Source organism: Bacillus sp. 166amftsu, from assembly GCF_900107445.1.
In the GTDB taxonomy this organism is placed as follows: Bacteria; Bacillota; Bacilli; order Bacillales; family Bacillaceae_G; genus Bacillus_A; species Bacillus_A arachidis.
Genome location: NZ_FNQA01000013.1, coordinates 50,182 through 65,896 on the forward strand (window position 1 = coordinate 50,182; position 15,715 = coordinate 65,896).

14 protein-coding genes are annotated in these 15,715 nt (G+C 35.3%); 10 read left to right on the forward strand and 4 right to left on the reverse strand.

The genetic code is table 11. The features are described 5' to 3' along the window. Window positions 1–133 precede the first annotated feature (133 nt). From BLV40_RS21175 to BLV40_RS21220, 9 genes are all read left to right on the forward strand, one after another. Window positions 134–535, forward strand: a complete 402-nt coding sequence (locus BLV40_RS21175; RefSeq protein WP_026592510.1) for a hypothetical protein — start codon at window positions 134–136, stop codon at window positions 533–535. A 16-nt stretch (window positions 536–551) separates the two neighbouring features. Next, the gene (locus BLV40_RS21180; protein ID WP_026592511.1) at window positions 552–746 is read left to right on the forward strand and encodes a hypothetical protein; all 195 of its coding nucleotides are present in this window, start codon (window positions 552–554) and stop codon (window positions 744–746) included. Window positions 747–758: 12 nt separating this feature from the next. Beyond that, a complete protein-coding gene (locus BLV40_RS21185) occupies window positions 759–2,303 on the forward strand; it encodes a glycosyltransferase family 2 protein (RefSeq protein ID WP_026592512.1) in 1,545 nt (514 codons plus the stop codon). Further along, window positions 2,296–3,540 (forward strand): nucleotide sugar dehydrogenase, encoded by a 1,245-nt coding sequence (locus tag BLV40_RS21190; protein ID WP_090693640.1) that lies wholly within the window; start codon window positions 2,296–2,298, stop codon window positions 3,538–3,540. Before BLV40_RS21185 ends, BLV40_RS21190 begins: the two co-directional genes overlap by 8 nt. After that, window positions 3,537–4,502: an NAD-dependent epimerase/dehydratase family protein gene (locus BLV40_RS21195; protein ID WP_026592514.1), complete on the forward strand. Its 966-nt coding sequence runs from the start codon at window positions 3,537–3,539 to the stop codon at window positions 4,500–4,502. The genes BLV40_RS21190 and BLV40_RS21195 overlap by 4 nt, the downstream gene beginning before the upstream one ends. Beyond that, window positions 4,495–6,039 (forward strand): glycosyltransferase family 2 protein, encoded by a 1,545-nt coding sequence (locus BLV40_RS21200; RefSeq protein WP_090693642.1) that lies wholly within the window; start codon window positions 4,495–4,497, stop codon window positions 6,037–6,039. The genes BLV40_RS21195 and BLV40_RS21200 overlap by 8 nt, the downstream gene beginning before the upstream one ends. Window positions 6,040–6,485: 446 nt before the next feature. Beyond that, window positions 6,486–8,735: a formate C-acetyltransferase gene (gene pflB / locus BLV40_RS21210; protein ID WP_026592516.1), complete on the forward strand. Its 2,250-nt coding sequence runs from the start codon at window positions 6,486–6,488 to the stop codon at window positions 8,733–8,735. Window positions 8,736–8,801: 66 nt separating this feature from the next. Continuing rightward, window positions 8,802–9,533, forward strand: coding sequence for a pyruvate formate-lyase-activating protein (gene pflA / locus BLV40_RS21215; RefSeq protein ID WP_090693645.1), 732 nt, complete (start codon window positions 8,802–8,804; stop codon window positions 9,531–9,533). 411 nt (window positions 9,534–9,944) lie between these two features. After that, complete coding sequence (locus BLV40_RS21220) at window positions 9,945–11,111, forward strand: diglucosyl diacylglycerol synthase (RefSeq protein WP_090693649.1); 1,167 nt, start codon at window positions 9,945–9,947, stop codon at window positions 11,109–11,111. A 567-nt stretch (window positions 11,112–11,678) separates the two neighbouring features. Here the strand turns inward: BLV40_RS21220 and BLV40_RS21225 are convergent. From BLV40_RS21225 to BLV40_RS21240, 4 genes are all read right to left on the reverse strand, one after another. Further along, window positions 11,679–11,798: a YfhE family protein gene (locus BLV40_RS21225; RefSeq protein ID WP_003194890.1), complete on the reverse strand. Its 120-nt coding sequence runs from the start codon at window positions 11,796–11,798 to the stop codon at window positions 11,679–11,681. Between the two features lie 101 nt (window positions 11,799–11,899). Beyond that, window positions 11,900–12,457, reverse strand: a complete 558-nt coding sequence (locus BLV40_RS21230; RefSeq protein WP_026592519.1) for a GNAT family N-acetyltransferase — start codon at window positions 12,455–12,457, stop codon at window positions 11,900–11,902. 240 nt (window positions 12,458–12,697) lie between these two features. Beyond that, window positions 12,698–13,828, reverse strand: coding sequence for an amidohydrolase (locus BLV40_RS21235; protein ID WP_026592520.1), 1,131 nt, complete (start codon window positions 13,826–13,828; stop codon window positions 12,698–12,700). Window positions 13,829–13,907: 79 nt separating this feature from the next. After that, window positions 13,908–14,819 carry a TIGR01777 family oxidoreductase gene (locus BLV40_RS21240; RefSeq protein ID WP_026592521.1) on the reverse strand — a complete coding sequence of 304 codons (912 nt, stop codon included), beginning with the start codon at window positions 14,817–14,819 and terminating at the stop codon, window positions 13,908–13,910. Window positions 14,820–14,901: 82 nt separating this feature from the next. Between BLV40_RS21240 and recX the strand changes: the two genes are divergently transcribed. Beyond that, a complete protein-coding gene (recX, locus tag BLV40_RS21245) occupies window positions 14,902–15,714 on the forward strand; it encodes a recombination regulator RecX (protein WP_026592522.1) in 813 nt (270 codons plus the stop codon). Window position 15,715: the final 1 nt, after the last annotated feature.

The window sequence follows — 15,715 nt, forward strand, 5'->3', positions numbered from 1 at the left end:
AAGTAGATGATTCCTCATCTACTTTTTTCTATAAAATGTACTATTTATCTATCACAATAAAATGGTAATTGTATATATTGAAATATATATATTTAATACCTATAAAATCTAACATTAGTAGGAGGAAAGAAATATGTGTCTATTTACAGGATATTGGAAGAGGTTAGAGACGATTTTTAATAGACAATTGGATTACTTTTTAGATCGCAAGCTAGTGCCTGCCCTTGAAAAGATTTTATTTTCGAGAAAATTTTCGGAATTTATTCAGAGAAGCTCTAAGCAAGCTACGGAAGAAATAATAGAATCAAATAAATTTCAATCTATTATTTGCGCGATTTTAAAAGAATGTGCGACTTCACCTTTTAAAGAAATCGCTGAACAACTCTTAGGAAAAGAGGTAGAAATAGTGACAACGGTTGGTCAGTTAACGGGTGTGATTATAGAAGTAGGGGATGATTTCCTGACGCTTCAAGAAAGTATAGGGACGACAGTTTTATTACCATTTACAAGTATTATCTCAATTTATGAAATATAAGAAAGGAGAGCTCTTTATGTTATTTGTCAATGAGTTACGTAAACATGTTGGAGAACTTGTGCAAGTTGTAACAGTTGTAGAAGTGGTAGCGGGAATTCTTTTATCAGTAACAGATGGGGTGGTAATTGTACGTACGTCTCCATCTTATGGTCCACCAGAAGATGTGCTTGTACGGATTCCAGTTATTGCGTATGTTCGTTTGGAGAGCTAAGGAGGACAAATTATGAGGATATCGGTTATTATTCCTACGCATAATGAAGCTGAAACGCTTGGGGCAGTTTTAGAAGAAGTAAAGAAATTGCATCCATATGAGATTATTGTCGTAGATAATGGGTCAACAGATCGGACGAAGGAAATTGCATTAGATTATGAATGTCATGTAATTCATTATAAACATTCATTAGGTAATGATGTAGGACGAGCAATTGGCGCTAGAGAAGCAATAGGAGAAATTGTATTGTTTTTAGATGGTGACATTGTAATCAGTAATTATGATTTACAGTGTTTTGTGAAAGGAATTAAGCAGGGACATCAAATCATCGTGAACAATTTAAACTGGTCTGTGTATTTAAAGATGCGTCCTCATTATACAACAGTTGGAAAATATATGCTTAATCGTTATTTAAATCGAAAAGAGTTAGTTATAGGTTCTTTAATTGCAATCCCTCATGCAATGAAGCGAGAAGTAATAGAACAAATTGGATGGTGGAATTTAGCGGACCCAGCATTATTTCAAGCAATGGTTGTATCGAAAGGGATCTGTATTGTTGATACTGCATCAGTCGATGTTATTCATACAAATAAAATTCGTCCTGTTCATACTGGGGCTTCTCCGAGTTCTCCTTTTCCAAAAGCTACAAGTCGTATTATGGGAGATCATTTACGGGCATTACAATATGTAATTGAAATGTATGGTGCACGTGGAGGTTTTTCTGAAGGAAAGCGGGATAGAGATTTTATAAAGAACTATGAACCTATGATATTAAAAAATAAGAAAGCAAAATATAGTGCAATAATACCCGTCGTAGAAGAAAAAATGACGATACGATCAGTTATAAAAGAAGTGAAAAAAGCCGGCGTTGATGAAATTATTGTTGTTGCAAATGGAGCAGATCAGGAGACGATTAGGCAAGCGGAATTGGAACATGCTACGGTGATTCAATTTCCAAATGCGCTTGGGCATAATGTTGCACGAGCGATTGGGGCGATGCATGCTACAGCTGATATTTGTTTATTTGTAGATGGTGACTTTGCTATTCCCGCAAAAAAACTCGTTCCTTTTTTAGAGGCTGTTGAAGCTGGTACTGATGTTGCATTAAATGATTTGCAAATCTTGTTAGATACCTTTTATCCAGCTGACCCAATTAGTATGGGGAAATATTTTGTGAATTTGGTCGCAAAGCGTCCGGATTTGTGGAATAGTTCACTAACTGCAGTACCGCATGCTATGCATAAAAAGGTAATAGAAGAGATTGGGTATGATTCCTTAATTATTCCACCGTTGGCTCAAATGAAGGCAATTTTAGCGGGATTTACTATGAAAGCAGTGCAATTTGTAGATGTAATAAAAACAAACCGTATTCGTCCTGATCAGCATGAAATTGTGAACGGTCGCATTCAGGCGTTTGATCGTATTTTTGGTGACCAGTTGGAGGCGATTTCTTATTTATTACAAAATACAAATGAGCGAGGCAGTTTTACCGATGGAGAAAGAAATAGAAAGATTATACAGCAACTGAGAAAGGAAGAAGAAAATACAAATGGATGATAGTAGCATTGTAACAATCATTGGCTTAGGATACGTAGGTCTTCCTTTGGCAATTCATTTTGCTGAAAGAGGATATACGGTAATCGGATTAGATAAAGATGAACAAAAAATAGAATTAATTACAAAAGGGGAAAGTTATATTCCCGACGTCCCTTCAAGTGTGTTAAAGAGTTTAATACAAAATAATCAACTAGTAGCATATACACCGAATAACGGTATAAAAGATTTTCAAAACAGTACCTATGTCATTGTTACTGTACCAACACCTATTAGTGAAAATAAAGAACCAGATTTGACTGCCCTCATCGCTGCCTCACATTATATAAAAGAAAATCTTCAAGCAGGACAAACCTTCATTTTTGAAAGCTCCACATATCCAGGTACGTTAGAAGAAGTTATTATTCCTATTATCTCTCAAACAGGTAAACAGGCCGGCGTAGATTATTATATTGGCTATTCTCCTGAGCGAATAGATCCAGCAAATGATCAATATACAGTACAAACAATTCCAAAAGTAATTAGTGGTCAAACAGAAAAGTGTAGAGAAAAAATACAAAATTTGTATAGCCACGTATTTGATACAGTGATTCCAGTTAGTTCTCCAAAGGTAGCGGAGATGTGCAAGTTATTTGAGAATATTCAACGTTTGGTTAATATTTCGCTTGTGAATGAACTGGATATATTATGTGGGAATTTGAAAGTGGATTTTCGTGAAGCACTTGAAGCAGCTGCGACAAAACCGTTCGGTTTCACACCATATTGGCCTGGGCCAGGAATTGGTGGACATTGTATTCCTATTGATCCGTTATATTTTCAATGGAAAATAAACCAACTGGGATTATCAAGTCAATTGATTGAAGCAGCCCATGTTATTAATGAAGAGATGCCGGGAGAAATTGTAAAAAAAGTGAAAGATGTGACGGAGCCTCCTGCGACAGTTTTTGTTGTTGGCGTTGCTTATAAGAAAGATGTGAATGATTTAAGAGAATCTCCTGCACTTCCGATTATCCAGTTATTAACAAAAGAGGGGTATAAGGTGCAATATTATGATCCTCATATTTCATCTGCAGAAATTGGAGAGATCATCTATCAGTCTGTTCCATTAGAAGAAAAAGTATTAAAAGAAGCTGATTGTGTTTTAATTTTAACAGATCATTCTAGTATTGATTGGAAGTTATTTGAAGGATTACATCATGTAGTAGACACACGAGGTACTGTAAAGAAGGTGAATTTATGAGTAAGCGTTGTTTAATTACAGGTGGAGCAGGGTTTATTGGATCTCATTTAGCAGAAGAACTTCTTAAAAGAGGGCATCAAGTAACAATAGTTGATAATTTTTATAAAGGAAAAAATAAATATCATATAGAGCTAATGAAGTCTATTCCAATTATTCCAATTAGCATTTTAGCTAAAAGTGAAATTTATGAATTGGTAGGTCAACATGATGTTGTATTTCATTTAGCAGCCATTTTAGGTGTGAAAGCGACAATGGAAAAAAGTATAGAATTGATTGAAACGAATTTTGATGGAACGCGTAATATTTTACAAGCTGCATTAAAAGGAAAAAAGAAAGTTATTTTTGCATCTACTTCTGAAGTATACGGAAAAGGACAACCACCTTTTTTAGAAGAAGGTGATCGCTTATATGGTTCAACATCAAAAATACGTTGGAGTTATGCACTTTGTAAAACATTAGAAGAAACGCTGTGTTTAGGGTATGCGTTACAAGGGCTCCCTGTCACAATCGTTCGCTATTTTAATATTTATGGTCCAAGAGCAAAGGATGGCCCATATGCTGGAGTAATTCCACGATTTGTTCGTGCGGCATTGCAAGGTGAGGATATTCTTGTTTATGGGGACGGAAAGCAGACACGCTGTTTTACGTATGTAAGTGATGCGGTAGAAGCAACAATTTGTGCAATGGATGAGAAAGTAAATGGAGAAATCATTAATATCGGCTCCGAAAATGAAAAAAGTATACAGGAAGTAGCACAAGATGTTCAAAGATTCACGAATTCTTCTTCAAAAATCTTGCATGTTCCATTTGAAAAAGTATATCCACATGGCTTTGAGGAGATCCCGAATAGAAAACCGGATGTAACAAAATTAAAAGAAGTATTACAATTCCAACCTAGTGTGTCATGGGAACAAGGATTGGAGAAAACCATTGAGTGGTTTCGTGAGGGATATCATGGCTAAATCACTATCTGTTATTATTCCGGTTCATAATGAAATTGATAGTATTACTGATGTTATTCATTCTGTCCAACTTTTACAACCATTAGAAATTATTGTAGTAGCGAATGGGTGTACAGATGGTACGGATAAAATAGCTGAAAACCTAGGGTGTACAGTTCTTGTATATAAAGAAGCGCTTGGAAATGATGTTGGACGTGCGATTGGTGCGAAATGTGCAAAGGGCGATGTCTTATTATTTTTAGATGGGGATTTTGTGATAAAAACTTCCCAATTACAATTATTTCTCAATCCAATTTTGTATGATCAAACAGATGTGGTGTTAAATAATTTTGATGCATTATTTTCAAAAAAACAAAGGCCACACTCTATTACTGTATGGCGTCAAATCTTGAATGCAATGTTGGAGAGAGAAGATTTAAAAATTGATTCCATTTTATCGGTTCCTCATGCATTTACAAGAGAGGTAGCACAGAGCATAGGGTATGATGCTTTTGTAAATCCGATTGTAGCCCATGTTCGTTTATTGCAGAACAAATGGAGGATTAGCCGTCATCATCAAATAGATGTAATTACCCCAAATAAGTTTCGGCCAGTTGAGCATGATGCGTACGGAACAAATCTTTCTCATTCAGAACAAAGAATGATAGGTGATCATATAGAGGCAATAGCAGAGTGGATGGAAACACGAGATAAACGTGGTGGGTATTGTGATGGGAAAAGACGAAGAGAGAGCATTTATCATACTTTAGAGTTTGCAAAGTTTTATCAGGGATGGGGAGTACAATCGAAATTATATAAAGGAAAACAGTTATCTATTGTTATTCCTGTACAAAATGAGGAAAGCACGATAAGTAAGGTTATAGAGGAAGTGCGTAAAATTGAGCCATTAGAAATTATTGTTGTTGTCAATGGATCTTCAGATGAGACGGCAAACATTGCTAGAAAAAATGGTGCAAAGACAATTGTGTATGAAGAGGCGCTTGGGAATGATGTAGGTCGTTCGATGGGAGCATATTTTGCTAAGGGCGATATTGTTCTATTTATAGATGGAGATTTTATTATCCCGGCACGTGATTTATATCCCTTTGCTAAAGCAATTGCAGATGGAAAAGATGTTACATTAAATGATTTAAATCATTATTTAGATTTACGAATTCCACTTCATCTTGTAACAGCATTTAAATATGCAATAAATCTTGCATGTAATCGAAAGGATTTAGGTGTGGGTTCTCTTATTGCTGTTCCGAATGCATTTAGTCGTAAGTGTTTAGAAGGTATTGGATATGATTCTTTATTATCCCCATGTGTAGCACAAATAAAAGTAATTCTCTCTGGTTTTGAGATTTCATGTGTAAGCCGCATAGATGTAGATGGAATGAATCGTATTCGTCCCAATCAACATTTCTCATCAATAGGACATCCTCCAGCTGTATTACGAATCATAGGTGATCATATAGAAGGGATAGATCAATTGGTGGAGGTAAAAGGTATTAGAGGAGGATTCCATGATGGAGGAAGAAACAGAAAGGTACTATAATTTGGGGCATCTTTTTCGGGTAGAAAAATTGTAGGAGAGAGTCTTTTCCATCTTGATGTTGTTATTATTGTAAATTAGGCATTAAAAGTAATGCATATTTATTACGAAAAAAAGTGTACCAAACAGGTACACTTTTTTCTATTCTGTTTTAAAAAAACTATAACAGAATAGGAGGTAAGGGTATTACAGTTTAAAACGGGTATGATTCTTTATACTACAGAATAGGATTCGTTTATAAGAGTACCAAAAAAATACAGTTAAGGAAAGACTTAATTTAAAAGAGTTTAAATCGTACTTAACACTGTGTACATAGTAATATGCTCAATGTTTCACAAATGTGTCACAAGTATTCCGTTCGCTTTTTAAAAAAAGTAGTATTCTAAATGTGTAAGCTGTTATATAAAAAATCTTAGTCCTGTACTAATCAAAAAATGGAGGAGATTAGGATGACTGAAGTATTAGAAAATGTAAAAAATGCATGGGAAAACTTTAAAGGTGAAAAGTGGAGAGCAGAGATTGATGTTCGCGACTTCATTTTAAATAACATAAACGTTTATGAAGGTGATGATTCCTTCTTAACTGAAGCAACAGAAGCGACGAAACAACTTTGGGATCAAGTAATGGAGTTAACGAAACAAGAACGTGACAATGGCGGCGTCCTTGACATGGATACAGAAATTGTTTCTACTATTACATCACATGGTCCAGGATATTTAAATAAAGATATTGAAAAAGTAGTTGGTTTCCAAACTGACAAACCATTCAAACGTTCATTACAACCATTCGGTGGTGTTCGTATGGCAGAACTATCTTGTGAAGCTTACGGATATGAAATGGACAAAGAACTAAGCCGTATTTTCAGAGACTATCGTAAAACGCATAACCAAGGTGTATTCGATGCTTATACTCCAGAAATGAGAGCAGCTCGTAAATCAGGCGTTATTACAGGTCTTCCAGATGCATATGGCCGTGGTCGTATTATTGGTGACTATCGCCGTGTTGCATTATACGGTATTGATCGTTTAATCGAAATGAAAAAAGCAGATTTAAACTTAACAAGCAGTGTAATGAGCGAAGAGACAATTCGTTTACGCGAGGAGTTATCTGAGCAAATTCGTGCCCTTCAAGAATTAAAACAAATGGCAGCTTCTCATGGTTTTGATATTTCTAAACCAGCAACAAATACACAAGAAGCATTCCAATGGTTATATTTTGGTTACCTTGCAGCAATTAAAGAGCAAAACGGTGCAGCAATGAGTCTTGGCCGTACATCTACTTTCTTAGATATCTATGTTGAAAGAGATTTAGCAAACGGTACATTAACAGAAGAAGAAGTACAAGAAATTGTTGACCACTTCATTATGAAATTACGTCTTGTGAAATTCGCAAGAACACCTGATTATAATGAATTATTCTCTGGTGATCCAACTTGGGTAACAGAATCTATCGGTGGTATTTCACTTGATGGTCGTCCATTAGTAACGAAAAACTCATTCCGCTTCTTGCATACATTAGACAACTTAGGACCAGCTCCAGAACCAAACTTAACAGTTCTTTGGTCTAAACAATTACCAGAGGGCTTTAAAAACTACTGTGCGAAAATGTCTATCAAAACATCTGCAATTCAATATGAAAATGATGACATTATGCGTCCAGAATATGGTGATGACTACGGTATTGCTTGCTGTGTATCTGCAATGAGAATTGGTAAACAAATGCAATTCTTCGGAGCACGTGCAAACTTAGCGAAAGCATTATTATATGCGATCAACGGTGGTAAAGACGAAAAAACAAAAGCACAAGTTGGACCTGAATATGCACCAATTACTTCTGAAGTATTAGATTATGAAGAAGTTATGCGTAAATTCGATGTGACAATGGAATGGTTAGCAGGCCTTTACTTAAATACTTTAAATGTAATTCATTACATGCATGATAAATACAGCTATGAGCGTATCGAAATGGCACTTCATGATACAGAAGTTCTTCGTACAATGGCAACAGGTATCGCAGGATTATCTGTAGTAGCTGACTCTTTAAGTGCAATTAAATATGCGAAAGTAAAACCAATTCGTGATGAAAATGGTATTGCTGTTGATTTTGAAATCGAAGGCGATTTCCCTAAATACGGTAATAACGATGACCTTGTAGATGAAATGGCAGTAAGCCTTGTAAAAACATTTATGAACAAGCTTCGTAAACATAAAACATATCGTAACTCTGTTCATACAATGTCAATCTTAACAATCACATCTAACGTTGTATACGGTAAGAAAACTGGTAACACACCAGATGGCCGCCGCGCTGGCGAACCATTCGCACCAGGTGCAAACCCAATGCACGGACGTGATACAAAAGGTGCACTAGCATCATTATTATCTGTTGCGAAATTACCATATGAAGATGCACAAGATGGTATTTCTAATACATTCTCAATTATTCCAAAAGCACTTGGTAAAGAAGAAGATGTACAAGTTCGAAACTTAGTATCTATGTTAGATGGATATGCAGTAAAAGAAGGACATCACTTAAATATTAACGTATTTAACCGTGAAACATTAATGGATGCAATGGAACATCCTGAAAAATATCCACAATTAACAATTCGTGTATCTGGTTACGCTGTTAACTTCATTAAATTAACTCGTGAACAACAAATTGATGTAATTAACCGTACAATGCATGAAAGCATGTAAGTAAAAAAGTTTCCCTCTGTTTTTCGTAGGGCGGAGGGGAGCTGTTTTAATAGAGGAGGAAGTAACATGGTAAAAGGAAGAATTCATTCTGTTGAGTCTTGTGGAACTGTTGACGGCCCAGGGATTCGTTATATCATCTTTACGCAAGGGTGTTTACTACGTTGTCAATATTGTCATAATGCGGATACGTGGGAAATTGGTAAAGGGAAAGAAATAACAGTCGAAGAAGTGATGCAGGATGTTACATGTTACATTCCTTTTATGGAAGCTTCCGGCGGTGGTATTACTGTAAGTGGCGGTGAGCCGCTATTACAGTTAGACTTTTTGATTGAACTGTTTAAGAAATGTAAAGAGATCGGCATTCATACGACAATTGATTCTTCGGGTGGTTGCTACTCTGAAGAGCCAGAATTCCAAAGGAAATTAGATATTTTAATGGACTATACAGATTTAGTATTATTAGATTTAAAACATATCGATCCTAAAAAGCACCGTAAATTAACTGGTAAAACGAATGAACACATTCTACAATTTGCTCGTTATTTATCTGATAAACAAAAACCAATTTGGGTAAGACACGTATTAGTTCCAGGTGTTACTGATAGTGAAGAAGATTTGCAGAGATTATCTAATTTCATTCAAAGCCTTTCTAACGTAAAGAAAGTAGAAGTCTTACCATATCACAAACTTGGTGTATATAAATGGGAAGCGCTTGGACATAAGTATCCTCTTGAAGGGGTAGAACCTCCAACAGAAGAAAGTGTTCAAAATGCAAAAAATATTTTACAAGCAGTCTAATCCATTTGGATTAGACTTTTTGCTTTCTTTTAATAAAATCTAGAGTATATCTGAAGAAAAGAGTATACTGAAAGTAGAATATCCATATTTTTGTAAAGAAATAAGAGGATAAATTTACATAATTGTAAAGGGAAAACCAAATAGTACCAAGAATTAAGAAGTAGCAGGGCGAGTATCATGAAATGTGATCATTTGTAAGTTATTGCGAAAGCCCTTATAGGAAAGTATAATATAAAGATATGAGCACAGATAGGATTAAGGGGTCAATCTTATATGCTTTGCATATCCACGACAGGTACATAGCTAACATGAAAGTGTTGGAATCCAAACATGTAATTTTTTTTAGGAAAATGTTTTTCCTATTGTCGTATATGCAATATGGGAAAGCGAAAAAGCTAGGAGTGGATTTGTTTGATAAAAAACCCCAAGGTTTTAATATTAACTGCACATTACGGTAATGGTCATGTGCAAGTAGCAAAAACATTAGCACAAACATTTCGTCAAAAAGGAATTGAAGATGTGATTGTGTGTGATCTATTCGGAGAGTCACATCCGGTCATAACAGATATTACAAAATATTTATACTTAAAAAGCTATACAATAGGAAAAGAGCTATATCGCTTATTTTATTATGGTGTAGAAAAGATTTACGATAAGAAGATTGCATCGTGGTATGCGAATTTTGGAAGAAAACGTTTAAAAGCATTATTACATGCAGAAAAACCAGACATCGTTATTAATACATTTCCAATTATTGCAGTGCCAGAATTGAAAAAACAAACAGGTTTTTCAATTCCTGTTTATAATGTGTTAACGGATTTTTGTTTACACAAAATATGGATTCATCGTGAAGTAGATCGTTATTTTGTAGCGACAGATCAGGTGAAAAAAGTAATGGTTGAAATTGGTGTACCTTCAGAGCAAATCGTAGAAACTGGGATTCCAATTCGTAAAAACTTTGAGTTAACCATTAACCCAGAAATCCTATATAGTAAATATCAGTTATCTCGTGAGAAAAAGATTTTACTTATTGTAGCAGGTGCTCACGGTGTATTAGGAAATGTAAAAGAATTATGTCAATCATTTATGACAGTCCCTAATCTTCAAGTAGCTGTTGTTTGTGGAAAAAATGAAACTTTAAAACAAGAGTTACTAGGAATTAAGGAACAAAATCCTGAGGCATTAAAAGTATTTGGCTATGTAGAGAATATAGATGAACTATTCCGTATTACCTCTTGTATGATTACAAAACCAGGAGGCATTACGTTAAGTGAAGCAGCAGCTTTACAAGTACCTGTCATTTTATATAAACCAGTACCAGGACAAGAAAATGAAAATGCAATGTATTTTGAAAAAAAAGGAGCTGCACTTGTCATTCGCGAAGATGAGGATGTTTTTGCGAAAACAAAGGCACTATTAGAAGATGATATGAAGCTTCTGCAAATGAAAGAAGCGATGAAAAGTATCTACCATCCAGAACCGGCTTGTCACATTGTAGATACAATTTTAGAAGAAAATCATGTGCAGCCTAATCATATACCAATTAAGTCACCGGCTCTTGCTCAATCTTTTACGTAGAATGAAACCCTCTTTTTATTTTGGAAGGGGGTTTTTGTTTTGTGTGAATTCCGTATAGTAAATAGAGTTAGTAAGAATGTATCCATCCATTGATGGTTAATAAAGTTGTATGTTATCCACAAAAGAAAAAGATTTTAATAGCCGGTAAAATCGGAATATTAACAATGATATCCACATTATCCACAATTTTCAGAAAAAATATCCACAAATTAAACATCATATATGTGATTACTTTTATCCGGTCTTAACAGGCAGTAAGACCCTACGTCTCAAGATTCAGAGAGAAATAAAAAAGATAGGGGGGAGATCAACTGCCCGTAAAGGCCCGATTGGTGAGGGCTAATAATCAGCGGGGGATGAAGAACCCCCACTGATTAAAGTTTCACGTTATAGTAATCCAAAAGAATTACTTAATTTATGCACAATTCCATTAATTCTGTGGATAAAGTTTTCCACAAAAAATACTCCTTATAGTATAAGGAGTAAATCTTTACTTTGTTATCCATAAAGTAAATGGTATGGATTGGTATGGGAGAGTTGGAGATCTCCTCAATTTTCACTTTATGATTATACACCTTTAGGACGGTACCCAGCTGCACGATCTGCTCTTCGAAACTCTCGCTGATAAAGGACCTCTTGTGTACTATTTAATGTATTTCTTGCTTTCTCACGTTTCTTTCTATCCATTACAGATCACCTCGTGTCATAAAGTTATTACCTATCGTTTCCAATGACACAAGGAGATATACATAATAAACAAGTATATTCATTTTATAATTCGTTATATATTACGCTTCTTTTAAATGATGTGTATCTTGAAATGCAGTATCACGCATTGTAGTAAGTGTATATTGATCTTTAACAATTTCATATAAATTATACACTTCTTCATTTGCATTAATTTGATCATAAACAGCTTTTCTAGTTTCATTCGCTAGGTTTATATATGGTAGTTTTTCAGCTGCTTTAATCGAACGAATATTCACTTTACGAATGCGCATAAAAATTGTTTCAACATCCAATTCATAGAACAGCTCGCTGAAAAACGCATCTTTTGCTAATTTATTATAACCCTGTCCGTGATAAGGTTTCCCAAGCCATGTGCCAAGAAAACCAGCTTTTTCTTGCACATCAAATAAAGTAATCGTGCCAATAGGGTTTCCCCATTCATCTAAAATTGTGCGTGAAATTAATTCACCACGCTCTTCAGCTTCTATTGTTTGCTTTGTTAAAAATAAAAATTCTTCGTATGAATAAGCTTTTTGACGCACAAAAGGGAAGACAGCAGGATCCACCATCAAATCGTATAGAACGTGGCTGTCGTGTAAGTCGCGTTTTTTTAACATACTAACTCCTCCTCACATGAGGGTAGCATGACGAAAAAACACCCCACCCTCGAAATTTTTATATCAAACTTTAAAAAATTTCGGGGTGGGAATCGAACCCACTAGAACCAGTCTATAACGCTGGTGGCGCACCATTTGCCTTCCCCATTCATCAATTTGAAATGAATATCACGACACAAATTGATTATGGTTTCATTCAGTTTATAATCGTATAATACTTTATCTAGTCAAAAAAATAAACTAGTTTTTTTTATTTTTTCTATAAATTATTTTTCCATCAATCATAGTTAATACGGGCTTGGCTAAATAATGAAATGGATGATGTGTCCATAACACAAGATCAGCATCTTTTCCAGTTTCGATACTTCCAATTCTTTCCTCTAAACGTAGATTTCGAGCAGGGAGGATTGTAATGCCTTCTAATGCAATTTTTTCATCTAACCCTTCCCTGACAGCGATGGCTGCACAAACATTTAAATATTGAATGGGAGTATAGGGATGGTCTGTTGTAATGGAAACTTCTATCCCATATTTTGATAAAGTATGGTACGTATCCCATGATTTATTTTTTAGTTCAATTTTTGAGCGGCGTGTTAATGTCGGACCAACAGAGATTTTTAAGTTTTGGTTGGCAAGCTCATTTACAATGAAGTGTCCTTCCGTACAATGCTCAATGCGTAAATCAAGATTGAATTCTTTTGCAAAGCGAAGAGCGGAAAGAATGTCGTCCGCCCGATGAGCGTGCATACGTACTGGGATTTCTCGGCGCAGTGCTTTTAGAATAGGAAGCATTCGAAAATCGGCTTCGTTTCCATAATGTTGTGCTTCGTAGAAAGATTCTCGAAGCAAGCCCATAATCCCCATACGGGTAATCGATTCTTTTGTGCCATTACTATGAACTCGTTTTGGATTTTCTCCAAATGCAATTTTTAACCCTGCAGGTTCTTGAATGATCATATGATCGATACAGGTTCCGGCAGTTTTAATTACACATGTTGTCCCGCCAATAATATTTTGGCTTCCAGGCATAACGTGGGCAGTTGTAACACCATTTTGAACCGCATCTTGAAAAGCAATATCAAAAGGGTGGATGCCATCTAAAGAACGGATATGTGGTGTTAATACTTCGGATGTTTCATTAGCATCATTTCCAGCCCATCCAGTCCCTTCATCGTATAGGCCAAGATGAGTATGCACATCGATAAATCCTGGTAAGAGGTGAAGGGCTCTTGCATCGATAACGGTCATATCTTGAGTTGGTTCAATATGTGGCTTTATCGCAGCGATTTTATTGTGTTTAACCAATACATCTCCTTGAAATTTAGAAGAAGTAATGGGATATACAATGGCTTGCTTAAATAGGGTTTTCATAGATACCTCTTTTCCATTGGCTAATAACCTTTAAATAATTAGTAAATAGAACAATTTTAATGGACGTATTTTAGAAGTACTACAGTGTATGCGATAGTATATTTTGTAATGCATGGTTTAATGTAGGAAAAGAATACTGATATCCATACTGTATTGCTTTGTTAGGCAATACATGTTGTCCTTGCAAAACAAGCATACTCATTTCTCCAAGTAAAGCGTGTAGTGCAAATGCTGGGACGGGAAGCCAGTGTGGGCGATGCATGACAATTGAAAGTGCCTTTCCAAACTCTTTCATTGTTGTAGGATTTGGAGACGTAATATTAAGAGGTCCTTCTATTTCTTTTGTATTTATTGCAAAATCAATCATGCGGATGGCATCATCTAGATGAATCCAAGATAGCCATTGATTGCCCGAGCCGATTGTTCCACCAATAAATAATTGATAGGGAAGCAACATTTTTGGAAGGGCACCACCATCTTTTCCTAAAACAATTCCAAAGCGTGTATAGACGGTTCGAATCCCGAGAGAGGTTGCGTGAGCGGCTGCTTCTTCCCATAGTTTTACTGTGGCTGCTAAAAAATCACTGCCATTTTCTTTGTTCTGTTCTGTGAAAATTTTTGTTTCAGAAGTCCCGTAATAACCAATTGCGCTAGCGTTAATAAAAGTATGGGGTTTCTTCTGTAATGTTTGTAATTGTTTAATGAGACTATTTGTTGTATGAAGACGACTCGCTATAATGCTTTCTTTCTGCTTTTTTGTCCATCGACCGTTATTAATGGATTCTCCAGCTAGATTCACAAGCACATCAATAGAAGAAAGAGGGAATTTATGTGAATGTGCATCCCATTGGATGTATTGAATGTTAGAATTGAGAGGATTCTCTCTTTTTTTTCGGGTAAGAATGTAAATTGTGTATCCTTCTTTTAGGCTTAAAAAATTAGCTAATGCTTTACCGATAAAACCAGTTCCCCCAGAAATTGCGATTTTCAACTGAACTTCCTCCTCATTATATATATTCATGAAAAGCAAAATTGTTCCACAACTATGTTAAAATAGTAGCGAGGTGAAGAATATGGCTGTCATTACAAAAATAGAAGTACAAAAACGAATGAAAGAACGATTTAATATTTATATTGATAAAGGTCAAGGTGAAGAATACGGATTTAGTGTGAATCAAGTCACCTTAATCAAGCATGGTTTGCAAAAGGGGTTAGAAATTGATGAAGTAGAGTTAGCAAATATTTTGTACAATGAAGAAGTGCAAAAAGCATATTTACAAGCAATTTCTTATTTATCCTATCAAATGCGGACGAAACAGGAAGTAGAAGAATACTTACGAAAAAAAGAAATTGGACAAGCCATCATCTCTGAAGTTATTTCGAAGTTATTACATGATCGCTATATTAACGATAAAGAGTATGCCATTTCATATGTACGAACTCATAGCAATGTGAATCAAAAAGGACCGACTACTATTAGACGGGAACTTCTTGGTAAAGGTATTCAAGATATAATTATTACTCATAGTTTACAAGAATATCCGAAAGAGAAGCAAATTGAAAATGCCTTTGAGCTTGTAGAGAAAAAGAAAAAGTCCTATCAAAAGCATTCTTTTTTACAAATGAAACTGAAGCTAGAAGAAATGTTAGTCCGTAAAGGATATAATCGTGATGTGATTCAAATTTGTCTAGAAGAATTAAAAGAGGAAAAGGATAGCGCACAGCAACAAGAGGCGTTGTTATATCATGGGAATAAGTATCATGAGAAGCATAAAAAACATGATGGATGGACATATGAAAATAAGATGAAACAAGCATTATATCGAAAAGGTTTTTCCATTGATGAGATAGACACATTTTTACAAATGAAACGTGAAGAGGGATGAG